This window comes from Mucilaginibacter corticis, assembly GCF_007558865.1.
GTDB classification, from domain to species: Bacteria; Bacteroidota; Bacteroidia; order Sphingobacteriales; family Sphingobacteriaceae; genus Mucilaginibacter; species Mucilaginibacter corticis.
In genome coordinates this window covers 1,994,597-2,017,075 of sequence record NZ_VLPK01000001.1, presented here as the reverse complement: position 1 = coordinate 2,017,075, position 22,479 = coordinate 1,994,597, and the positions used below count along the sequence as shown (strand labels likewise).

Here is a 22,479-nt window from a genome sequence, read left to right as displayed (position 1 = left end):
GCATAATTTATCGATGAACTGGCTTTTATCTTCGACGAACGGGCAAATATTTGTAAACGGGAGTTTATCTACAAATTAGCAGGGTTGGTATAATTTTTTTTAGCGGGTCGGGAATTTGATATTTCTTTGTTGTATCAAAAATCACTCGCAATGAAAAAGCTATTTACTAACACAAATCCATTTATACTGTTACTTGCCCCGGTATTGTTTGCATTAATTATGGGCGTTAGTTACCAGTTTGAACAAAAAAAGCATGAAGCGTCAAGCATTGCCGCATCTACAGCACACGCAACCTCATTATTTATTAAAGGTGTTAACCTGGTAAAAGCCGTTTGTTCTGTTAACAAACAGGATGTTTGGTAATATCCCGCTATTTAAAATTATCTGACCGGTTTCGGGAATACAGGTAAGCTTTCGTGCCCTTCTGCATCTACCGATTGCACGGCAAAAAAGTAATTATCTTTTGAGTAACCCAATGTTGTTTCGTTACCGGTTACAAATATTTTCTTTTCCCAGTACGGGCTGGTAGTTTCGCGCATTAGTATATAATAACCGGCAGGTTTACGGCCAATTTTAGGATCTTCCCATTTCAGGGTGGTATTGTTAGTTAACCCTGACGTAGTAACCCCGACATTTATAGGAGATGCCGGCGCCGAAGCCAGGTTAGCCAATACCGACAAATTCATGCGGGCTACCTTTTGGATGTAGTTATAATCTGCAAATTCGGGCAGATCGCCATACTGGATACCGTTTTCTGTGCGCAGGTCCTGGTGCTGATGGGTAAAATCCTCATTCATTTCTGTAAACCTTACCGCGGTAAAGCCCTGCTGCTGAAAAGAAGACTGATCACCACCCCTTAAAAAACGATCGCGGCGATAGATGAGTTTTACATCCAGCTGTTCTACATAGCGTTCGGCGGTTTCTTTAATATACCGCGCCAGCTGGCGCGACGGGCTATCGGTTTCGCCACCATTATTGATCAGGGCGCTGATGGCCGCAGCGGCACGTTTGGCAGCCAGGGTATCGCCCTTCGCGGCCAGGTCAATGGTCGGGATCCCCTCGCTGAACACCCGCACGTGGGTATTATCTTTCAGGTCGTTATCCATACCATGCGTATTGCCAACAATGTCGTTGTTCAGCATCGCGTCGACGTTCCAGTGTTCGTCCTTAGCACGTTTGGCAATATGTGCCGATCCGTTAAGCCCCTGCTCCTCGCCCGGCACCGTCATAAAAATGATAGTAGCCGGGAACGAACTTTTCGCCATCACCCGGCAGATCTCCATGGACACTGCCGTGCCTGACGCATCATCAACCGCCCCCGGTTCGACCGCGTTGGCATTCATCACATCCGTTACCCGAGAATCATAATGGCCCGATACCACATAAATTCGCGTATCTGTTGGGTCGGTACCTTTAAGTATAGCCAATACGTTTTTCAACACGGTAGGTTTATCAATCCGGCCACCTGCGGGTTGTACAAAGCTGTCAAACTCTACCTTCATCCTACCGTTTGATACCGCGGCATAACGTTCCATTTCACTTTTTATCCAGTTGCGCGCCGCACCGATACCTTCTGTTTTGCTGCTGGTATCGCTTAGCGTATTACGCGTTTTAAAACTCACCAGCTTACGCACAATAGCCTCAATATTTTTTGATGACACCTCATCAACCATGCTTTTGATTTTGGCATCCTGGCGGATGGTGGTTTGCGCCAGGGTGGGTAGGGCCAATGTTATGAGGATGAGGAGTTTTAGATATTTCATACGTAATAATTTATAAAACATCGAAAAGATACAAAACGTCACGTAAAACATAACGTCCCTGCATTATATTGTTACTCTTCCTCATCCCCCACAATCGCCAGCATATCATCTACCTGCTTAAAATTGCTGCGAACGAAATGGCACCAGTCGCATTCTTTTTTGCCGCAACCGGTGTTAAAATCGTGCGCCATAATTTTTTGATACACGGTGGTGATCTGCCCCTTTACTATTTCAATATCCTGCGGGCTTATCACGATCTTTTCTTTATGGTATTCGCCCTCGCTTACCGGTTCAACAAAATCAAAAATGGTTGTGGTTGCTTCCCAGTCGTTACTGCGGTCATTATCAATCAGGATCTTGTAAAATACAGCCTGGCGCCAGTAGTCACCACCATTATCTTCTTCGTCAACTGGGCGTAACAGCTTGTCTTTGGCGTTTTTTAGCTTACCTGTTTTGTAATCTACAATGGTTGCCAGTTTGCCGTCAAACTCTATTTTATCCAGGTTACCTTTAATTGGTACACCGTCAATTTCAATGTTTTTGATACTGCGTTCGGTAACGGCCACTTTATTCCACTGCGTAACGTTTTGTTCATAGTATGGCGGCAGGATCTTTTCGCCGTAATCTACCCGCAGCTTAAATTCTTCTTTGGTGAACGAATCGCGATTGCGGAACATATACCACTTAAATTCCTTCATAAACTGCTCTGTCGACGGGAAATTATCGTCATCATCCTTTAACCACCTGAAAGCTTTGTTCAACGCCCAGTGCACCGCCTGCCCAAACGTAGCCGACGGGCTCTTGCCCGAAGGAACACGGATCAAACACTGAAAATAAAACCGCAACGGGCAATCAAGGTAATTGCTTAGGTGGGTAACCGATAGTGTATAGTTTTGCAGCAATTGATTAATGTAGTTATGATCAAGCAATTCCACTTTAGGCTTATCATCCTCGCTGAATTGGGTGGCGTAAAACTCCATCATAGCCGCTTCGGCAACTTTAGGGTGTTCAACCTCCATATCTGTTTCGGCCAGGATCTCGCCGATAAACTGTGATGATTCCTGGTCTTTGCCCTTTTTATCTTTACCGGCAAACGACACCATCAGATATTGTTTTGCCCGGGTAAGCGCCACATAGAATAACCTACGCGATTCTTCTTTCTGGGCGATATCGTCATTAGCAGCTTGTGTTAAAGTGTCAGGGTAGCTAAAGCCGGTGTTACGGCCCTTACTGTCCCATGTTTTTTTATCGCAGCCGATAAAGAACACGTATTCAAACTCTTGTCCTTTTGACCCATGCGCGGTAAAGAAATTAACCCCGTTTTCTGAAAAGATAACCTGGTTCAAATCAAGCCGGATATGGTGTTCCTTCATGGTATCAATGGTAGCCAACAGGTCAGGCAGTTTTATCTCCGGGTTCTTGCGGCTTTCGTCCTTTAGGAAATCAAAAAAATTGGTGAGCACCTGCATATAAGTCCCCTTATCGGCCTGCTGCATGATGTAACGCAATATGCCCATCTTGCCAATAACCTGCTGAAAAAGCTGTTGCAGCGTAACGCTTACAGCTTCTGTCAACAGCAGATCGATATTGCTTAACAGGTATTTCATATCCATGTTAGGTGCAGCGTCAAATAGCCCTTGCTGCGCCGGAACACGGATCTCATGGATATACCTGCGCAATGATGTTTTGGGCATATTATTAGCCGTGGTAACAAAGTTTTCTTTAGATACCGCTATGCTGGCCTTGGCAATTTCAATCGGTGGGATGCTGAAGAAATCATAATGCAGAATCTCGAACAACAGCTCATCACCACTGTAAGGCGAGTCAAGTTCCATGGATAAATAGCGCAATATATTGATGATCTTTTCACCAAACGGCATAGTCAGCACATCAATTTTGCGGCGCGTGTTAACCGCTATCTTTTGCGTATCCAGGAAATGGATCAAATCTTCAACCTGGTTGTGATTACGGTAGATCACCGCAATCTCGCCGGGTTTTACGCCGCTTTCAACCAAATGTTTTATGCTGATAGCCACATCAACCATTTCCTGGTCGGGATTTTCATATTCGCGGATCACCGGTTTTACCACCAACTCGTCAAACCGCGAGTGCGACGACTTAAGGCTTTTATCCAGCGAAAGCTTTTTTGTAAGGCGTTCATTGTTATTATTGATCAACGCCTTTGATATATCCAGGATATGCTGGTTTGACCGGTAATTATGTTTAAGCACCACGGTTTGCAACGTGCTTACATAATCATTGGCAAAATCCAGTATATTCATCATGTTAGCCCCCTGGAACTTGAAGATAGACTGGTCATCATCGCCTACCACAAATACGTTTGGTGTTGCCCAATAATTCAGTAAGAATTTAAGCAGTTCGTTTTGTGATCCGCTGGTATCCTGGAACTCGTCCACCAGGATGTAGTGGTAACGTTCCTGGTAGCGGCGCAATATCTCTTCATTTTCGCGGAATGCTTTTAACACCCAAATGATCATATCGTCATAATCATAACGGCTTCGCGACTTCATTTTGGCATCATAGCGCTGGTATTCGGCCACTGCTGCCAGCAGCTTTTTCATCAGGTCATGTGCGGCGTCAATATCTTTTTGCTTGGGATCGCCAACGGCTATACCTTTTGCGGCGTTGGCGCGCTTGTAAATAAACTCTTCGCGATTGGGCAGATCTTCAAGATATTCATTTATCGCGTTTTCTATAAACGCTTCATCCCAGTTCTCGCGCTTCATGGTCGAGAACAGGCTTTTCAACCTGGGCACATCGTAATAGATATCACCGGTAAAGCGCTTTAATAAATGATCATTCGGAAAATCGTCCACCAACTCCCTGAACAACATGGCCGATTCCAGGTCAGACAGCGGCTCAAGATTAAGCTTACCAAAATACTCCAAATTTTCCTGGATCACCTCGTTACAAAACGCGTGGAAGGTATAAATATGGATGCGGTAAGCATCCGGGCCAATAAATTCGAACAGGCGCTTGCGCATAGCCACCGCGCCTGCATCGGTATAGGTCAAGCACAATATCTCGCCGGGCAGGGCGTCAGTATCAGTTAAGATCTTGCCTATCCGGGCGGCTAAAATTTGTGTTTTACCTGTGCCGGGGCCGGCAATAACCAGCACCGGGCCATCCATTTTATTAACGGCAGCAAGCTGCTCGGGGTTTAATCCAGCCAATGCTTCCTGAAATTTTTGGTTGTATTTATTGGGATTAGATTGCATACTCATTTACGTAAAGATAACAAAGGTATAACGCATATATTAACGGCGGTTGTGGAAATGTTCACATATTTTAACAATTAATAAAATAACAATAACAACATAACTATTATCTTTACGACCGAGGATTGAGACCATGGGATTACCGCTAAGAATAACTTTTGACGACAAAGACTATACCTATCAGATACTTAACACCAACCTGATAAATAAGGACACTACCGAATTAGAAATAATTTTTAATGGTGAAAAAGTAGAATTGGTGATGGATAATAAAAAAACCTGGGTACAAAAAGATCAAAGCAATACTATCGACCCTGAATTGATACAGGCGCTTGGCCGCTCGGTGTCACTGCGTTTACGAATGTAATCTCAGGCTTTACAACCCAGCCCCTGTAGGGAAATATACATTTACACTTACCGGCAACTTACCTATTGGCTTCAGTTGCCCGGTTATGGCCCTTACTGCCGACCGTTGCATTTCTGGACTATACTGATAACCAACCAGCACCCCCGTACTTTTTTCTATCCCCGGCAAGCCGGCAATGGTGTAGGCATTTGCAAAAACGCTTATTACCGTATTGTTACGGGCCGCAATAGCTGCTATAAATTCTTTTACGCCATTACTGTAATCCAGCTTGCTTTGCGGGCGTGTGCGGGTATCATTTATGCTTACGTACACCTGGTAATAGGGCTTTAACAATTCAAGTATTCGATTAAGGTCTGCTACCGGTGTACTTTTATTAACGGTAAACAAATGGCAACCGCTGGACCATTTTGCCAGTTCAGACTGGAAAACCGTATGCTGGTCGACCCCGATACTTACTATCGCGGTCTTTTCCAATGGGTTTATCCTGATTGCATCCGGCGTACCTTTCACCAGAGTAATGGCGGCATCGCTTAGTTGCTGTACCAGGTCGCGCGCCGGTTCGCGGTTAAGATCGGCAACCAAATTGGCGGTCTTTACATTTGTAGGGATATTTAAACCCGCCCAATATTTCGCAGCAAGCACCTTTTTTACTTTTGCTTCAAATTCAGTATCAGAAATCAATCCTTTGCGAATAGCTTTTTTTACCTTAAGAATGGCCTTTTTTGAATCAAGTGATAACTCAATAATATCATTTCCTGCAATAAGCGCTTTAAGCTCGGCTTCTCCATTAGGGTAGTATTTGGTTACGGCCCGCATTTCCATCGCATCAGACACTATCAAACCTTTAAACCTGAGCGAATCCTTCAACACCCCGGTAACAATCTTACGTGACAGTGTAGACGGCTGATTCTTTGTACTATCAAGCGCGGGTATACTCATGTGGGCAATCATAATGCCAGATATGTTTTCGGCTATGGCTTCCCTAAAGGGATATTCTTCTAACGAATCCAACCGCTGGCGGGTGAAAGGCAACAACGGCAGCTCCAAATGCGAATCGACATTGGTGTCCCCATGGCCCGGGAAATGTTTCGCGGTGGTTAACAAACCGGCATCCTGCATCCCTTTAAAATAGGCAATGCCTTTTTTAGCCACATTATATTTATTATCACCAAATGATCGGTAATTGATCACCGGGTTATCCGGGTTATTGTTCACGTCCATATCCGGCCCAAAGTTCATTTGCATCCCCAGGCGCTTAAAATCATAAGCAACCTGCTGCCCCATTTTGTAGATCAGGTTATTATCCTGTATGGCGCCTAAGGTCATCTGGTATGGATAAGAGATGGTCGAATCCAGGCGCATGCCTAAGCCCCACTCGCCGTCCATAGCTATCAGCAGCGGTACTTTTGAATCTTTCTGATAACGGTTGATCAGATTGGCCTGTCGCACCGGGCCACCCTGGAAAAACACCAACCCGCCAACTTCTTCATCCTGTATCACCCGCGATATAGAATCTTCAAAAGCCTTTGTTTTATTGGTATGCGCACGTACAAAAAATAACTGGGCTACTTTCTCTTTGCGGCTTAATTTGTTGTAAACAGAATCCACCCAATGATTTTTCTTTTCCAGCATTTGGATATAATTATCCTGCTGGGCAAGGGCGTTAAAGGCAAAAAAATTAAAGACGAAGAGTAGCGCGGGTATTACGTGTTTTTTGACTGGCAGCATAAATCAAAAGTAAATTAAAATGGTTAAAAAAATTTGCAACCTTCGTATTAATTAACGTATATTTAGATATCTTATCTACCGAAGATAAAATTAACTATTGGTTACTACGGTTTCCTCCCTGATTGCAACAACAAACGCTAATTGATAAGCAGACGCAGTTTTGTTTATTAAAATATCCTTTATTATTAAACTGATCTCAATGAATAATAAATGCTAAAGCCGCCTGTAATGGGTGGCTTTTTTCATTTACAGCATTTCCTGCTGCTTTTTTTAGTACTATATAATTGTGACAGACGTTAATAATCGCAAATTATATCTTTGCTGCCTATGCAGAATTTAGTTAATGAAGCCCCTGCCAAGAAAAACTACCAGTTTATAGATGCTATCCGCGGCATCGCGATGATGAGTATAGTGGCCGAACATTGCGTAGCTGCCGGCGCTTATGACTTTGCTTACGGCACGCCAAAATACTGGGCGTACACTATCATGATACAACTGTTTAAGTTTGGCACCGTAATTTTCTTTTTGCTGGCGGGTTTTTTAATAAGCGAGAAGTTTTCCGAGTATTCGCCTGCACAATACCTTAAACGCCGTATGGCTTCTACATTTTGGCCATGGTTATTTTGGTCAACAGTGTGTTTGCTTTGCGTGCTTGTAAACCTCTATGTTAAAAACCGTATATATCATGACGGGCGGTTTAACATGGCCAATATACTTGAAAACGTTAAGCTCACTTATTTATATAGCAATTATTGGTTCATTATTAACTTTATAGTAAGCCTCACTATCTTATTGGTTTTCAGGCGGTACCTGTACTCAATTTACCTGGGAACAATACTGTGCCTGTTTACTATTTTTTATACTATAAATATTCATTATGAATGGGTATCGCCATGGCATACCACCGCTATTTTGGGCTTTGTTTTCTTTTTATGGCTGGGTGCTCAAATGAGAAGGCACTGGGAATGGCTTGAAAAGTCGATAGAGAAAATACCGAATACGTTACTAATTATTTTAAACTTAGTGATGTTTACAGCGGCTATTTATGAAATGCTAAGCTTAACCCCTACCAGTGTTGATCCGCTTAATACTTTACGTATCAGTAATATTTTATTCTCACTCGCGGCTTTTGTTTTATTGCTAAAAATTAAAAATTTTAAGTTTATCAACTACCTTAACCCGCGACAAACAACATTTGGTATATATCTTATACACCTTATAATTGTTGTAATTGTACTACCGGAGATATTTATTCATTTCAATATAGATGTGCCACATTTAAGCGTACCGGGATATTTATCGCTAAAATTGACAGATTTTATACTGGTTTACGGTATAACGCTCGGTATTGTGATATTGCTAAACAAAACCCGGGCAAAAAAACTGATTGGCAATTAGCCGTTATCCTTAACAGCATCATTTGCCTGCTCATCTTTGATCATCTGCGCTATGGTTAACTGCAATTGTTTTATAGGGATAGTTAAATTACAGGCATCTAAACCTTCGATAACATTATCACTATCGGGCTGGCCAAACAAATAGTAAAATTTTTGCCCAACAGAAGATGATAAATGCCAATAACATTGATTATGGTAAACTTTATCGCGCCTAAACTCAAGCACAGCTGTATTGCTTTGCATAAAAATGGCATTAGCTAAACCGGCGCCATGTATGGCTACCATAATTGATGCGCTGTTAGCTAATTGCATTTGCTCATCAATACTTAAGCCTTCAAAAGCAACTACATCAAAATTGTATTGTTTTAAAACGGCTACTACTTCATCCTCATTTAATACGCGCCGGTTAGTTGCATTAGCACGTGTTATATAAATTCTGCGCCTGGCCGGTGGTGCCTGGGCCAACTGAGGCAGGCTTAAAAAACGGTTTTGTACCTGCTTCATCAGGTCGTCATGAATGCGGCCGGACAGTATAACAGATGTTATTAATTTAAGCTCAGGTACTTTAACTATTTCCTTCTGTTGGATCCACTCAATACCCAGCGGCTTTAAACCCGCGTATTCCATCAGCTTAACACCTACATTGCGTACGTAAGGCATATCGGGCAGCAACAGTATATATCCTGGCAATTGGTCGGCCACTACTATTAGTCTTGGCAATACCTCAGTTATCCAATGGTAATGATTGCCCGACCATTCATCAAATGCCAAAAGGTAAGTTTGATTGCGTGCAAGCCTGCGTTTAGGTTTTAAGATCAGCTTTTTGTAGCGTATAAATAAACTTGTGGGACGGTATTTATCAATATCTATTAAAGCTGCTTCAACTATATTATAGTTACTATCATACAAATAGCCGTTAAACCTGACATAGCATTTTTTAAAGGTTAAAAGCTGCGCGTTTTTGGTATCATACTCAAATTCAGGCCGGCAAAAATCCAGCTCGCCTTCTTTATAATTTTCAGGAAATTTCCTTTTTATTGTTTTAGACGGGTATAATAGCATTACTTGTTTTTAAATAAACCTTTAATTGACTTTTTAGCCTGTTTCACCTTGCTTTTAACTCCTCTATCTTCTAAATATTTAGCTACGCGATATCCTCCGGCGGTGTAGTGTTGACGCATGACATCTTTAGCATTACCTTGGTAATGCAGCGCGGCAAACCTGATCAATTTACCGCTTACCGCGTTTTTTCCGTATGGCAGGCCCTCTTTCCAATATATTTTTTTAAAGCCATTTTCCATTTCATAAATATCCGGGCGTTTAATATTGCTATCAATGGCAATATCATCAGTAACAAAATCAACTTTTAACGCCCCTTCCGGATGATCATGAAAATAAAGATGGAACAATATCATGTCACATATGCCGCCTACCATTTCAGGATCATTTTCAAATGACTCATAAATTGAATCTAATCTGGCTACGGCAGCCTTCTCCGTATAGCTTTTAACCATATAATCGCAAAAGCTGCTGATGGTTTTATAATCTTTGAAATAAGTAAAGGCCGGAACACCATTTTCTTCGCAGGTATTGGCTATACGGGCTTTATTAAACAGTGGTACTAACTTTGTAAAATCCTGAAAAACCAACACATCCGAGTCTAAATAAATAAAAGCTTCAATATTGTTAGCCTTGCAAAAGTCCCTTACATAAAACCACCGTAAAAAACAATTCAATTCATAATTATAGCTGTTTGGCGATTGATGTTTATAAACCGGTGTAAACTGTGCTCCAGCGTCTGAAAAATCAGAAGCCATTACATGTTTTACAAAAGAATATTTATTATTGCTCTTATCGCCGATAAGATAAATTTCGGCATCCGGGTTAAAGTAGCGGGCTTGCTTAAGGCTGTACTTTAAATAATCGGAGTTACCGTAGTGAAAGAAAATAATAGGTATAGGCCTCATAGAAAAACAAATTAATTATTTTTTTTTCATTATCTGCGATCGCACCCAACGTTTAAAGCGATTGCGGCGCAAATTCTGACGTTTTTTTTCGACAATGTAAAATTCCTTATGTAGCGTAAACAGGTCTGCCTCCTTTTCAGGAAGAATATATAAGGGATGGGTAATTTCACCGATCTCTTCTAAAGTCATTTTTGAGAACGCGCTGCCTTCGTTAAAAGTATTTGTAGCGTTAGCACCAAACCCTATGTTAGTGATCAAATTATAATTTGGTATTATGCAAAGCCCGTTATTAAAAAAATTACTGAAGCCAAACTGATAATCCCAGGTATCAATCTTGCCTGACTTGGTACGTACAAAAAGATCATGCCAGGTATCGATGATCAATTGGTCATTAAAAACATTGGCTAATTTTTTCTTTACGTCTTTTTCATCATACTGCTTTAAATCCATGTCATATTCGTTCCATACGCGCCTCCAGCCGGCCCAGCCCCATGAATGGATCAGGTTTGAAAAATAATAGCTGGCATCGCCCCATTTTTTCCCCTGCTGAAAGTTTGAGCCGGTAATGATCCTTACCCGGGTGTCATGACGATACCTGTCCAGCATCTCATCACAAAACCTGAAAAAACTGTTAGAAGGCAGCGTATCATCTTCTAAAATAATCCCTTCTTCTTCGTTATCAAAAAACCATTGCATGGCCGTTGCTTCGCCAAGCTTACAGCCAACATTGGCATCTTTAAACAGGGTTTTTACTTCGCAATCCCAATCAACATTACTTGCTATTTCGCGGGTTTGCCGGCAAATTTCGTCTTCGCCGGGCCTGCCGGCACGCGGGCCGTCAGCTCCGATATATAAACGCGGCGGCCGCGCTTCTCTTATTTTTTCAAATACAGCAGCAGTTTCTGCCGGGCGATTAAATATAATGAACAGAACAGCCGATTTGGTTTTGTAGGGGTATTTAAGCTCATTCATAAAAAACAGGCTAAATCATAAAACTTAAGCTTACTCTCAAAGCAAACAAATACTAAAGCCGGGAAACAATAAACTCAATGTGGTTTATTAATCATCACTAAAAGTCTGCATATCAATTAACTTGCGGTATACTCCGTTATGATTCATCAATTCCTGGTGGTTGCCTTGCTCGACAATTTTGCCCGCTTCTAACACCACAATAATGTCGGCATTTTGGATAGTACTTAAACGGTGTGCAATGATCAGCGAAGTGCGGTTCTTCATCAGGTTATTCAAAGCGCCCTGCACCAGTTTTTCTGATTCGGTATCCAGCGCAGATGTGGCTTCGTCCAGCAACATTATTGGCGGGTTACTCAATATCGCCCGTGCTATACAGATGCGCTGGCGCTGCCCGCCCGACAATTTGGTACCACGATCACCAATGTTAGTGTTATAACCATCGTCTGTTTCTAAAATAAAATTGTGGGCATTGGCAATACGTGCTGCCGCTTCAACCTCGGCCTGTGTAGCGTTGGGGTTACCAAATGCTATGTTATTATAAATGGAGTCATTAAATAAAATAGATTCCTGGTTAACCACCCCCATTAAAGCTCTTAATGATGTCGCAGTAATGTGTTTAATATCCTTATCGTCGATAAATATAGTTCCTGATTGCGGATCCATAAACCGGGGGATCAGGTCCATAAGTGTAGATTTACCACCGCCCGACGGCCCTACCAACGCCACGGTTTTACCTTTAGGCACCGTGAAATTAATATCAGACAATACCACCTTTTCCTGATAAGCGAAGGATACATCTTTAAAATAGATGCCGCTATTAAAATCTGTAACTGTAACCGCGTCAGGCAGATCTTTGATCAATGGTTTTTCGTCTATTAATCCCAAAACACGCTCGCCGGCGGCTAAACCACTATGGATATTACTGAAAGAATCTGATATGGATTTAGCCGGGCGCATCAATTGCGAGAAGAGCGCAATATATGCAATAAACTGGCCGGCATTAAGGTCAGATCGTTTGTTTAATATCAAATAGCCGCCATAAAGGACTATAAACGAGATCATGGTAACAGATAACGTTTCTGATATAGGCGATGCCAATTGCTGGCGCCTTGCAATGGCACGGCCTATATATGAATATTTTTCATTTTCATCATTAAAGCGTTTTTTTATAAAATCTGTCGCGTTAAACGCTTTAATTATCTTTATGCCTGAAAGTGCCTCATCCAGGTAGCTGATCATGTTGCTGTATGATTGCTGTCCGGCTATTGCCTGTGCTTTTAAGCGTTTAACAATTCTTGATATTACAAATGCTGATATAGGTATGACCAGTAAAGAATATAAAGTAAGTTTTGCCGAGATGACAAATAATGTAATCAAAAAAGCTATCATAGTAGCTGGTTCTTTAAATACAACTTGCAACGTACCTGTGACAGAAAACTGTACTAATTGTACATCCGACGCTATCTTTGAAAGAATGTCACCTTTACGCTCATTATTAAAATAGCCAAGATGCATATCCATAATATTGTTAAATACCGTACGGCGCAAGTTCAATAACGTGTGCAAACGCAAATTTTCCATAATACGCTGCGACAGATACCTGAACAAATTACTTAATATAACAGCTGCTATAATAACCCCGCATACAAATTTCAAAGCGCCCCATGAGCCATAATTATTAATGTAGTATTGCAGATAATACTCAAACATAGCTTGCATGTGCAATATAGAGGGGGCATTTGCAGACAGTACTACTTTTGTTTGCGCGGCATGATCTGTAATAAATAAGGTATTTAACAGCGGGCCTAACAGGGCCAGTACCATGGTGCTGAAAAACACATATAAAAGCGTGAAGATGATATATGGGATAGCAAATTTTTCAATTGGTTTGGCAAATGAAAGTAGCCGGAAGTATGTTTTCATTAACTATTATAAAAGTCTGCAAAGTTAACGTAAAAATTCAATTAGTGTTATGAGGTAAGCAAAGGCAACGTTGCCTGCCATACATTTTCAAGGCCGACGTTTGAGATACACGGAAACGGATCATGGCTTTCTGTTTTATAAATGCAGAGCCAGTTGCAGTGGTAGCAAGGCATTTTATCATAAATGCAAATCGGCGCGTTTGCAGTCCCCGCAGGATAAGGCGCAAACCGCTCGAAATGCCCGCCGCCCAAAATACATACCGATGGCGTTTGTGTAGCAACAGCCATGTGGATAGCGCTGGTTTCGTTGGCAATTAACAAGCCCGAACCGCCTATCAGTTCTATCAATTGCGGCAATGATGTTTTGTTGATGCGATTATCAATACTTCCTGCCGGAAGGTTCTGCATGATATAATCGCCGGCCTTAACCTCGGCAGGGCCGCCTATTAAATAAACAGGCTGTTTGGTTTGTTGCAGCAGGCGTTTTATCAATTGTAAAAACTTGTCATTCTCCCAGCCACGTTTAAAAGCGCCCGCGCCCGGCAGTATGGCAATGCCATTTTTAGCCACCGCATCAGTTTTTATTTGTGGCGATGTCAGATAGATCTTTTCGCCTAAAACCGTTTGAAAGAAATGCACATTGCGGTTAAACTCAAAATAGCTGTCTGCAGGTAACGGCAGTAGTTGCGTATAAAACTTATCAGTTTTCTTTTTGTAGCGGGGTACTATACCCTCGTTATCACTTTCATAGCCTATGATCTGCTTAGCAGCGGTAAGCGCTGCAAAACCATCGGTTATAAAAAGGCGGGTGTAAGTTGGCTGTAATACTACCTCATAGTTATTGGTAAACAATTGCCAGCCTTGCTTAAGGGTTTTAAGCGGGGCCTCGTAAAAGCTTCTGGGGTTTATAAAGTAAGCCGCGTTTAAGAATTGGCTATCGTAAGTTTCAGTCAGGTCGCGCCAAATGGTATTGCCTAAAAGATCTATTTGATAATCCTTATACTTTTCTGATCGCTTTAGGATCTCGATAAAATTCCTGAACAAAATGTAATCGCCAATGGCATCTGTCTTTATCAGCAACAAACGCTTTTTAGTCTTCCTGAACTTAGCCAGAAACCTAAAAAACGCCGGCAGCTTAAGCAGTACAAAACGGGTTAACCTAAATAATTTACGGTTCTGGATATCCATTATTTAAATGCGCTGTCCAACTCTTTATAAAGCACTGCTTTGCTAAAACTGTTGTTAAACAGCTCTTTTGCAAAAGTGCTTTGCGTGGTATATTCTTCTTTGTTATTTAAAAGGATAATAATGTTTCGGGCAAACCCGGCAGGGTCGTCACTTACCAGGCAACCGTTCAGCCTTTTATTTGGCAAGCCGTCAATACCCCGTAAGGTACTTACAACTGGTAGGCCATGCGCCAGGGCCTCAACCACCTTTACCTTAACGCCGGTGCCGGTTAACATAGGGCAAAGCGCAATTTTTGAAGCGGCATAATAATCGTCAAGGCTTTCGGCATAGGCAACGCGCTCAATTTTATATTTTTCGGGGATAGACCTGTTGATCAGCCCGATCACACAAATCCGGATATCTTGAGGCAATAACGGGTAAACATGCTCAAAGAACCAATCCGCCGACCGTTTATTATGTACATTGTCGCTGGCTACATAGATCAGGTCGTACTTTTTTTCCGCCGCAGGCTTCCCGGTTAAGTGATCTGTATCTATCATTAACGGTACCAGCCTCATGTTGGCTGTACAGAACTGGCCAAAAACATATTGTTCCTCGTGCGATATGGCCCATACCTCATCAAAGCTATTTAACCGGTTTATTTCATCCTGGAAGGTAACACCCAAATTAAACCGCTTTTTGTATTTAAACTGGGCGGTAATAAAATCGTGCGTATCAATAATGGTCTTGGCCCCTTTTAATAATGACTTGTTTGACACCAGCCCGGCGCAGGTAACATAGCTGATAATGATATCATCGTAGGTATTAGCCCTTAAAATATCCTCAAAAGCATGTTTAAGCCTGATAGTTAAAAACGTAGGAATATTTGACCTTAAAGGATACGCAAACCAGTAATAGACCAGGTCCCATAGCTTATATTTCAAAAAGTATATAACAGGGTTGCCCTTACCGGGTTTACGCGGCAACAGGTAAACATTATCGGCCAATTTATTATTGATCAAAAAGTCGATGGTATCCTGCTCGGTGTCCTGGTCTGCCTTTTCATGTTTCAGGCTGGCAAAATCTACGTGGTAACCTTTCTCTTTAAAATACTTTAAGAGTTGTATGGCCCGGGTTTTATTGCCAGCGGTTTGTTGCCCAACATTATCCGGAAAGAAGTAAAGGATCCGTTTCATTTAAGCAATTTATAGTTTCTGTACTCGCTAACGCGCCAGCCCGTTAAATCTTCTATTTTTTGCAATGCCCGCCTGCGCAGGGTCATTTTCTTTTTCAGTTTACCCAGGTCAATGTCCAGTTGCCAGTTGGTGGCAGCTATACGCTTTTTCATAACGGCCGGGTGCGTATCCTTAAACGGGATCAGCCTGTCGGCATTTTTATAGTCAAACTCGTAGGTTTCGGGTACGTTCTGTTCAATCCAGGCATCGTCATGGTAAAACTTATTAAAGCTGCGCAGTTTGTGTTTTAGTCCGGCCGGAGGTTTTACCCAGCCATAATGATAAATATAAGCGTCAATCAGTTTTACGTTGATCTTCCTGTCGTCCCACCTAAAGCCCTGCGCGTCACGGTAGGCGTGGATAGCTTTGTTATTGCGCAACACCCTTATCTCGCGGCGATACCAGCGGCGCGAATGCCCGTAATAATCATACGACCCATAAAAATGCAGGTATTTAAATAACAAGCCTTCTACGGCTTTATTATTCAAATTGTCTTCCATTTCTTTTTTTATTACCGGCAGGTATTTTTCATGCACGCACTCATCACCCTGGATATAAAAGGCCCAGTCGGCATCCGGCGAAATAGCATGAAAAGCTTTATCTGTCTCCACCGCGAATACGGCGCCGCCTTCCCTGTTATTTTCATCCCAAACGGTATGGATGATCTTAATTTTTGGCGAGTTAATACCTAATACCAATTGCTCGGTTTCGTCTTCGCTGTTACCCAGGGCAACAACAAACTCATCGCAAATGGGTAAAATAGAGGTAATGGCCTCAACAATAGGATAATCGTTTTTTACCGCGTTGCGTATAAAAGTAAAACCTGCAACTTTCATTTAGTGATATTATATTTATTTGACAGCGTACTTAAATAAAGTATTTACTTTGCGTTACAGTATTAAACGGCAAGCGCCAAATATACGCTACTCGTTATAAATAATTGACATATTAACCACTCGGAAAATTGTGAAAGCCAATACCCCAAAAATATCTGTAATTATAGTTACCTACAATGCAGCTGAAACATTGCAGGCCTGTTTAGATAGTATCTATCAGCAAAAATATCCGGCTATTGAAATTGTGGTGATCGACGGTTTAAGCACCGACGAAACGGTTAAGATACTTGAGGCTAATACTGACAGGATAGCCTACTGGAAAAGTGAAAAAGACGCCGGCATTTATGATGCCATGAATAAAGGCGTTAAACACATTACCGGCGATTGGGTATATTTTTTAGGCGCGGATGATATACTCTTCGCCGATTTTACCCAACTGGCTTATGAACTTAAAAATAACGACACCATATATTACGGCCGGGTAATGACCTTAGGCGGGCCAACCATTCCGGTAAATGAGTATGGTTTTGCCAAATACGGCCTTTGTCACCAGGCTATGATCTACCCGAAGGCGGTGTTTGATAAATACCTTTTTAACACGCGCTATAAAATATCAGCCGACTACGCTTTAAACATGGAATTGTATAACAGCGGCGAGTTTCACTTTGAGTTTAAAGACCATCTGGTTGCCAACTTTAACCAGACCGGGGTATCAAGCACATCTGTTGATAAAGTTTTTGAAAAAGAAAGGGGCGGACTGGTGCGCAAATATTTCGGTAATAAAATTTGGCTGCGCTTTTTGTTCTGGCGATTTAAAAAAAATTTGAAGGGGCAAAAACAGGTGGAATAATACTATTATTTCAAACAATCCTCATACAGCTGCATATACTGTTGTGCTGTTTTCTCCCACGAAAATTTATTAGCATTTGCTATAATGGCCGACTCACGGTTATTATCTGCGTAATCTTTCATCCCCTTATTAAAAACCGCCTGCATATGTTCAGGTTCAAAATTATCGAAATAATAAGCTTCACTGCCGCCTATTTCGGGTAATGACGTAGCTTTTGCCAGGAACACCGGCTTACCAAAATACTGCGCTTCAATTACCGGCAATCCAAAACCTTCGGCTATTGAGGGGAACACAAAAGCGCTGCAGTTTTTAAAGTACCAGGCTTTATCGTCGTCGCTTATGGGCCCGGTAATGGTTACGCGGTCAAGGCAATTGTATTTCTGCGCTTCTTCAATAATGCGGGCCTTGTGCGGGGTTTCAATACCTGATATGACCAATTCATAATCATTACCCTGTAAAAGCGAGGGGATATAATGAAAGCCTTTTTGAGGTGACAACAATCCTACAGTAAATAAAAAGGGCTTTTTCGGAAGATATCCAGGGTGATGATTTTCGGGCACGGACAGTTTTTCCGCACCATTGTATATCACGCTTATTTTATCTTTCAGCTCGGGGATAAACCGCAAGATATCGTCGGCTACAAATTGTGATATGGTGACCACCCTATCGCACAGCGATGCAAAATAACGCAGCTTATCAATGTGCTTTTTGATTTTATTTGGTTTACTGCCCGGCAGGTGCACCTTATTAATATCATGTATGGTCATGATCTTTTTGCCGTTTACACGGTAAGGCCTAAGGCGGCAGGTTTGGTCTGTAAAGTGCACCACATCAAACTTATTATAATACGGAAAAAATATGCGATGAAAACGGTATAAAAAAATAATATCTACCATCTTATTAAAAAAATAGATGGTATTTTTAAACATATAATAAGTTAGCTTAAACCTGTTATTGTTTTCTTTTATCAGCGCGTCGCCCAGGCCCTTGCCGTAAGTGAAATAACCCGAGTTAGGGTTCTTCATCGAATCGAACGTTACAAGTACTGCGGGCTTTGACATTAATTGGCGCTTTGCTGCAATTATAGAGATTATATTGATTTATGTTGCGATATTTTTATTCATTTGCAGTATCCAAATCCATTAATGGCAGCTTCATCTCATAAACCACTTCATATTACCTGTACCGATTTTAAATCGGTAGCGCGGGCGTTGACTGTGGTGGAGAATGAGCTGCCCGGTGCAAACGAGTTATTAAAGAATCTCCGCTATATAAAAACTACACCTATAATAGGTATAACCGGCCCTCCCGGTGCCGGCAAAAGCACACTGGTAAACAGCCTGGTAGAACAACTGGTTAGCAAAGGCAATAAAATAGCTGTGCTGGCTATCGACCCTACTTCGCCGTTTAATTTTGGCTCTTTATTGGGCGACAGGATCAGGATGACCAATCATTTTAATAATACTAATGTTTTTATCCGGTCGTTAGCTACGCGCGGATCATTGGGCGGCCTGTCGGCCAAAACTATTGAAATGGCTGATGTATTGCGCGCGGCAGGTTTTGATTATGTGCTGATAGAAACCGTTGGCGTAGGACAGTCGGAAATTGAAATTGCGGGATTGGCGGACCTGACATTTGTGGTATTGGTGCCCGAATCGGGTGATGAGATCCAGAATATTAAGTCGGGCCTAATGGAAATTGCCGACGCCTTCATTATCAATAAGGCCGACAGGGATGATGCCGATCTGTTTGCCAATAACCTTAAAAAGATCATCCATCAAAAAGAAACTACAGAAACACCTGTTTTTAAAACTGTAGCCACAACCAATGCCGGCATTAACGAAGTGGCAGACTTTATTTTAACCGCTAAAGACATTAAAAATACCCGAAAAGAATTTTTGCTGACCGAAAAAGCATACAAACTCATCCAGCAAAAACGGATGGCCGATATCGACAAAAAAAAGCTCCAGCAGGATCTTGCTGAAGCTTTAAAAACTGAAGGATTTAACCTTTATCATTTCGTAGAGACGCAATACTTTGCGTCTTAAAAATCTTAGCCCGGTAAAGCGTCCACGCTTTACTGAACTACATGGTAGGCGCCCACGCTTACGTATTACGTCATGAGCGTGGACGCTCATAATTTGGGGGGATAAAGCGTGGACGCTTTATCCGGCGGATGAAAATCGAACATCCGAAATCCGATATTAAGAATTCATGATCTCCTCAATATGCTCTGCCTCTAACGGAATATCAGCCATCAGATCAATATTACCGCCTTTCGTTATCAGGATATTATTTTCAAGCCTGATGCCCAAGCCTTCGGCAGGAATATAGATACCCGGCTCGCAGGTTAGTATGTTACCCACCTCAAACGGTTTATAACGGCTGGCGTAATCATGCACATCTAAACCCAAATGGTGTGATGTGCCGTGCATAAAGTATTTTTTATAAGCCGGCATTTTAGGGTCTTGTTTCTCCACATCATGTTTGGTTAGCAGACCCAGGCCAATTAATTCGCCGGTCATTACTTTGCCAACTTCATCATGGTATTCGTTCCATACCGCGCCTTTAACGATCATTTTGGTGGCGGCCTTCATCACGCGCAGCACAGCATCGTAAACCTCACGCTGGCGCTTGGTAAAACGGCCGTTTACCGGGATAGAGCGGCTCATGTCTGCATTGTAGTTACCATATTCTGCACCAAAATCAAATAATATCACATCACCGTCCTTGCAAACCTGGTTATTATCAATATAATGCAATACAATGGCATTCTTTCCCGAAGCAATGATTGGGCTATAAGCATGCCCTGTAGCCCGCTGGCGGATAAATTCATGAATGATCTCCGCTTCAATTTCATATTCGGTAACACCGGGTTTGGTGAATTTCAATACACGCTCAAAAGCATCCTTAGTAATGGCGCAGGCTTTTTTGGTCAGTTCAATTTCTGTTTCAGACTTTACCGGGCGCAAGTCACGCATTATGGGTGCAGACCTTTCGTAATGATGCAGCGGGTATTTTACACGTAAAGCCTCAAGCATGCGCAGGTCGCGATAGGGTACTGAAAAGCTAAAGCGGTCATTCTCGTTTGTATTGATATAAATATTATCTGCATAGTTTATAATACTATGTAATATATTATCAAAATCGCTCAGCCAATAAATGCTTTCAATGCCTGATGCCTGCCTGGCTTCCTCTTTTGTATACTTATGTCCTTCCCAAACAGCTATGTGTTCGTTGGTTTGTCTTAAAAAAAGTACTTCTCTGTATGCAGAATTAGGACAATCAGGAAATAACAAAAGGATGCTTTGCTCCTGGTCAATACCCGTAAGATAGAAAAAATCAGGGTTCTGCTTAAAGATAAAGGCCTGATCTCCACTACGTGGGAACTCATCGTTAGCATGAAATATCGCCAAAGATGATGGTTTTATGCGTGAAACGAAATTTTTTCTATTATTAATAAATAAATTATTTTCGACAGGTAAATATTTCATTGTATTTATTTTATTTTGTACTACTTATAGAACATTTTTCATTTCTTTGTGTTAGAATTATAATTTTTGGAACAGTATTTGGTAACCGTTTCAAACATAATTACTATTTTTGGAAAAAATCACAATTAAAACATTTGTTTAATCTTAAAACTATGAACTATTCTACATTAAAAAAAACAGTCGGACTCTCTCTTGTTTCTTTGATGGCTATAGGCGCAGCAAACGCTCAAACCACTGAAACAACGTCGACTACATCCACTGCCAAGGTATTTGGTGGTGCAGGACAGTACAATACCTGGAGTATTGGATTTAACGTTGGTGCAACATCAGGCGCTCTTGCAACTGGCGGATCAAGCGATTTCAATGGCAACAAAGTTGACTTAGGCTTCGGTATCGACATTAAAAAACAACTGGCACACTCTTTTGCTTTGCAATTAGATGTTAATGCCGGTAAAGTAAAAGGTAATTCAGGCAATGTTCCTTACATCACTGATGGTGTTACAGGTAACAACTACATTGGCTATTCTACCAAATTTTTTCAAGGAACTATCAGCGGCGTTGTAAACGTTGCTACTATTGATTACTTACGCCGTAAAAACGCTATTAACTTCTTCGTTAATGCAGGTGCAGGTATCGTAAGCTTCAAACCAACTGTATTTGGTGCTAACACTCCTGGTTTCCCAACTACAGCTTCTGCAGAATATCCTAACAACGTTACTGAATTTGTAATACCTGTAGGTGCTGGTGTTAAATTCAGATTCTCTGACGCTGTTGGCTTGAAATTAGGTTACAACGAAAACTTTGTTGACGACGATATTTTTGACGGCGTTAAAAAAGGTTACCCTACTAAAGATCACTACTCTTACGGTTATGCTGGTTTAGAGTTCACTTTAGGTTCAAAATCAAAACCGAACTTAGAGTGGGTTAACCCGGTAGCTATGATGTATGACGAATTATATGACGAAGCTTTACGTAAAGAAGTTGAGGCATTAAAAGGTCGTGTTACTAACGTTGAAAACGCAGTTAACGATCTGAAAAAAGATTCTGACGGTGACGGTGTTGCTGATCAATTTGACAAATGCCCTAACACTCCTGCTGGTACAGTGGTTGACGGTTCTGGTTGCGCTATCGTGTTCCCTAAACCAGATACAACTGCTAAAGTTGCTCCAGCTGCCGCTTACTCTAACATCCAATTTGAATTTGATAGCTCAGTATTAAGAACTTCATCTTACCCAGTGTTAGATGCTACTTCTTCTGACTTACGTGCATCAGGTTCTAAAGTTGAATTAGATGGTTTCGCTTCATCTGAAGGTACTGCTGCTCACAACTTAGCTTTATCTAAAGACCGTGCTAACTCAGTAAAAACTTACTTAGTTAACTCTGGTGTTGATGCTAAAAAGATCAAAGTTAAAGCTTACGGTGAAACTCACCCAATTGCTGACAACTCAACTGAAGACGGACGTGTATTAAACCGCCGTGTACAATTCAAAAAATAATTTGAATTCAGTTAAATAATACAAAGGCTCTCCAATTTGGGGAGCC

At 41.6% G+C, this 22,479-nt stretch carries 18 protein-coding genes; 6 read left to right on the top strand and 12 right to left on the bottom strand.

The window, feature by feature from the left end; genetic code table 11:
* Positions 1-150 precede the first annotated feature (150 nt).
* A complete protein-coding gene (locus tag FO440_RS08820; RefSeq protein ID WP_144247822.1) occupies positions 151-363 on the top strand; it encodes a hypothetical protein in 213 nt (70 codons plus the stop codon).
* A gap of 17 nt (positions 364-380) precedes the next feature.
* On the opposite strand, the gene FO440_RS08815 is transcribed toward FO440_RS08820, so the two are convergent.
* Positions 381-1,763, bottom strand: a complete 1,383-nt coding sequence (locus tag FO440_RS08815; RefSeq protein WP_222103946.1) for a M20/M25/M40 family metallo-hydrolase — start codon at positions 1,761-1,763, stop codon at positions 381-383.
* 71 nt (positions 1,764-1,834) lie between these two features.
* On the bottom strand, positions 1,835-5,008 hold the full coding sequence (locus FO440_RS08810) for an ATP-dependent helicase (RefSeq protein WP_246104192.1): 3,174 nt from the start codon (positions 5,006-5,008) through the stop codon (positions 1,835-1,837).
* A gap of 127 nt (positions 5,009-5,135) precedes the next feature.
* Between FO440_RS08810 and FO440_RS08805 the strand changes: the two genes are divergently transcribed.
* Entirely contained in the window at positions 5,136-5,369 is a 234-nt protein-coding gene (locus FO440_RS08805; protein WP_144247820.1) for a hypothetical protein, read from the top strand.
* 9 nt (positions 5,370-5,378) lie between these two features.
* Here FO440_RS08805 and FO440_RS08800 read toward each other — a convergent pair whose 3' ends face one another.
* Positions 5,379-7,097: a glycoside hydrolase family 3 protein gene (locus FO440_RS08800; protein WP_144247819.1), complete on the bottom strand. Its 1,719-nt coding sequence runs from the start codon at positions 7,095-7,097 to the stop codon at positions 5,379-5,381.
* Positions 7,098-7,424: 327 nt separating this feature from the next.
* Between FO440_RS08800 and FO440_RS08795 the strand changes: the two genes are divergently transcribed.
* Positions 7,425-8,495 carry an acyltransferase gene (locus FO440_RS08795; protein ID WP_144247818.1) on the top strand — a complete coding sequence of 357 codons (1,071 nt, stop codon included), beginning with the start codon at positions 7,425-7,427 and terminating at the stop codon, positions 8,493-8,495.
* Here the strand turns inward: FO440_RS08795 and FO440_RS08790 are convergent.
* The 7 genes from FO440_RS08790 to FO440_RS08760 form a co-directional block, all read right to left on the bottom strand.
* The gene (locus tag FO440_RS08790; RefSeq protein WP_144247817.1) at positions 8,492-9,556 is read right to left on the bottom strand and encodes a glycosyltransferase family 61 protein; all 1,065 of its coding nucleotides are present in this window, start codon (positions 9,554-9,556) and stop codon (positions 8,492-8,494) included. The genes FO440_RS08795 and FO440_RS08790 overlap by 4 nt on opposite strands.
* Positions 9,556-10,461: a glycosyltransferase gene (locus FO440_RS08785; protein WP_144247816.1), complete on the bottom strand. Its 906-nt coding sequence runs from the start codon at positions 10,459-10,461 to the stop codon at positions 9,556-9,558. Before FO440_RS08785 ends, FO440_RS08790 begins: the two co-directional genes overlap by 1 nt.
* Before the next feature lie 15 nt (positions 10,462-10,476).
* Positions 10,477-11,433: a nucleotide-diphospho-sugar transferase gene (locus FO440_RS08780; protein ID WP_144247815.1), complete on the bottom strand. Its 957-nt coding sequence runs from the start codon at positions 11,431-11,433 to the stop codon at positions 10,477-10,479.
* An 87-nt stretch (positions 11,434-11,520) separates the two neighbouring features.
* Positions 11,521-13,356 (bottom strand): ABC transporter ATP-binding protein, encoded by a 1,836-nt coding sequence (locus tag FO440_RS08775; protein ID WP_144247814.1) that lies wholly within the window; start codon positions 13,354-13,356, stop codon positions 11,521-11,523.
* Between the two features lie 47 nt (positions 13,357-13,403).
* A complete protein-coding gene (locus FO440_RS08770) occupies positions 13,404-14,543 on the bottom strand; it encodes a glycosyltransferase family 9 protein (RefSeq protein ID WP_144247813.1) in 1,140 nt (379 codons plus the stop codon).
* Positions 14,543-15,718, bottom strand: coding sequence for a glycosyltransferase (locus tag FO440_RS08765; protein WP_144247812.1), 1,176 nt, complete (start codon positions 15,716-15,718; stop codon positions 14,543-14,545). The genes FO440_RS08770 and FO440_RS08765 overlap by 1 nt, the downstream gene beginning before the upstream one ends.
* Positions 15,715-16,593 carry a glycosyltransferase family protein gene (locus tag FO440_RS08760; RefSeq protein ID WP_144247811.1) on the bottom strand — a complete coding sequence of 293 codons (879 nt, stop codon included), beginning with the start codon at positions 16,591-16,593 and terminating at the stop codon, positions 15,715-15,717. Before FO440_RS08760 ends, FO440_RS08765 begins: the two co-directional genes overlap by 4 nt.
* 130 nt (positions 16,594-16,723) lie before the next feature.
* On the opposite strand from FO440_RS08760, the gene FO440_RS08755 reads away from it, so the two are divergent.
* Positions 16,724-17,443 (top strand): glycosyltransferase family 2 protein, encoded by a 720-nt coding sequence (locus FO440_RS08755; RefSeq protein ID WP_144247810.1) that lies wholly within the window; start codon positions 16,724-16,726, stop codon positions 17,441-17,443.
* Between the two features lie 5 nt (positions 17,444-17,448).
* Here FO440_RS08755 and FO440_RS08750 read toward each other — a convergent pair whose 3' ends face one another.
* The gene (locus tag FO440_RS08750) at positions 17,449-18,504 is read right to left on the bottom strand and encodes a glycosyltransferase family 4 protein (RefSeq protein WP_144247809.1); all 1,056 of its coding nucleotides are present in this window, start codon (positions 18,502-18,504) and stop codon (positions 17,449-17,451) included.
* 84 nt (positions 18,505-18,588) lie between these two features.
* On the opposite strand from FO440_RS08750, the gene meaB reads away from it, so the two are divergent.
* Positions 18,589-19,491 carry a methylmalonyl Co-A mutase-associated GTPase MeaB gene (meaB, locus tag FO440_RS08745; protein ID WP_144247808.1) on the top strand — a complete coding sequence of 301 codons (903 nt, stop codon included), beginning with the start codon at positions 18,589-18,591 and terminating at the stop codon, positions 19,489-19,491.
* Positions 19,492-19,647: 156 nt separating this feature from the next.
* Here meaB and FO440_RS08740 read toward each other — a convergent pair whose 3' ends face one another.
* A complete protein-coding gene (locus FO440_RS08740; RefSeq protein WP_144247807.1) occupies positions 19,648-20,937 on the bottom strand; it encodes an aminopeptidase P family protein in 1,290 nt (429 codons plus the stop codon).
* A 152-nt stretch (positions 20,938-21,089) separates the two neighbouring features.
* On the opposite strand from FO440_RS08740, the gene FO440_RS08735 reads away from it, so the two are divergent.
* Complete coding sequence (locus FO440_RS08735; protein WP_144247806.1) at positions 21,090-22,433, top strand: OmpA family protein; 1,344 nt, start codon at positions 21,090-21,092, stop codon at positions 22,431-22,433.
* The last annotated feature ends 46 nt before the right edge of the window (positions 22,434-22,479 follow it).

Bases quoted from the DNA above. Each gene is read 5' to 3' on its own strand.
- FO440_RS08760 (WP_144247811.1), bottom strand. From the start codon at position 16,593: ATGAAAGTTGCAGGTTTTACTTTTATACGCAACGCGGTAAAAAACGAT.
- FO440_RS08740 (WP_144247807.1), bottom strand. From the start codon at position 20,937: ATGAAATATTTACCTGTCGAAAATAATTTATTTATTAATAATAGAAAA.
- FO440_RS08795 (WP_144247818.1), top strand. From the start codon at position 7,425: ATGCAGAATTTAGTTAATGAAGCCCCTGCCAAGAAAAACTACCAGTTT.
- FO440_RS08780 (WP_144247815.1), bottom strand. From the start codon at position 11,433: ATGAATGAGCTTAAATACCCCTACAAAACCAAATCGGCTGTTCTGTTC.
- FO440_RS08785 (WP_144247816.1), bottom strand. From the start codon at position 10,461: ATGAGGCCTATACCTATTATTTTCTTTCACTACGGTAACTCCGATTAT.
- FO440_RS08790 (WP_144247817.1), bottom strand. From the start codon at position 9,556: ATGCTATTATACCCGTCTAAAACAATAAAAAGGAAATTTCCTGAAAAT.
- meaB (WP_144247808.1), top strand. From the start codon at position 18,589: ATGGCAGCTTCATCTCATAAACCACTTCATATTACCTGTACCGATTTT.
- FO440_RS08775 (WP_144247814.1), bottom strand. From the start codon at position 13,356: ATGAAAACATACTTCCGGCTACTTTCATTTGCCAAACCAATTGAAAAA.
- FO440_RS08770 (WP_144247813.1), bottom strand. From the start codon at position 14,543: ATGGATATCCAGAACCGTAAATTATTTAGGTTAACCCGTTTTGTACTG.
- FO440_RS08820 (WP_144247822.1), top strand. From the start codon at position 151: ATGAAAAAGCTATTTACTAACACAAATCCATTTATACTGTTACTTGCC.
- FO440_RS08765 (WP_144247812.1), bottom strand. From the start codon at position 15,718: ATGAAACGGATCCTTTACTTCTTTCCGGATAATGTTGGGCAACAAACC.
- FO440_RS08750 (WP_144247809.1), bottom strand. From the start codon at position 18,504: ATGTCAAAGCCCGCAGTACTTGTAACGTTCGATTCGATGAAGAACCCT.
- FO440_RS08815 (WP_222103946.1), bottom strand. From the start codon at position 1,763: ATGAAATATCTAAAACTCCTCATCCTCATAACATTGGCCCTACCCACC.
- FO440_RS08805 (WP_144247820.1), top strand. From the start codon at position 5,136: ATGGGATTACCGCTAAGAATAACTTTTGACGACAAAGACTATACCTAT.
- FO440_RS08735 (WP_144247806.1), top strand. From the start codon at position 21,090: ATGAACTATTCTACATTAAAAAAAACAGTCGGACTCTCTCTTGTTTCT.
- FO440_RS08810 (WP_246104192.1), bottom strand. From the start codon at position 5,008: ATGAGTATGCAATCTAATCCCAATAAATACAACCAAAAATTTCAGGAA.
- FO440_RS08800 (WP_144247819.1), bottom strand. From the start codon at position 7,097: ATGCTGCCAGTCAAAAAACACGTAATACCCGCGCTACTCTTCGTCTTT.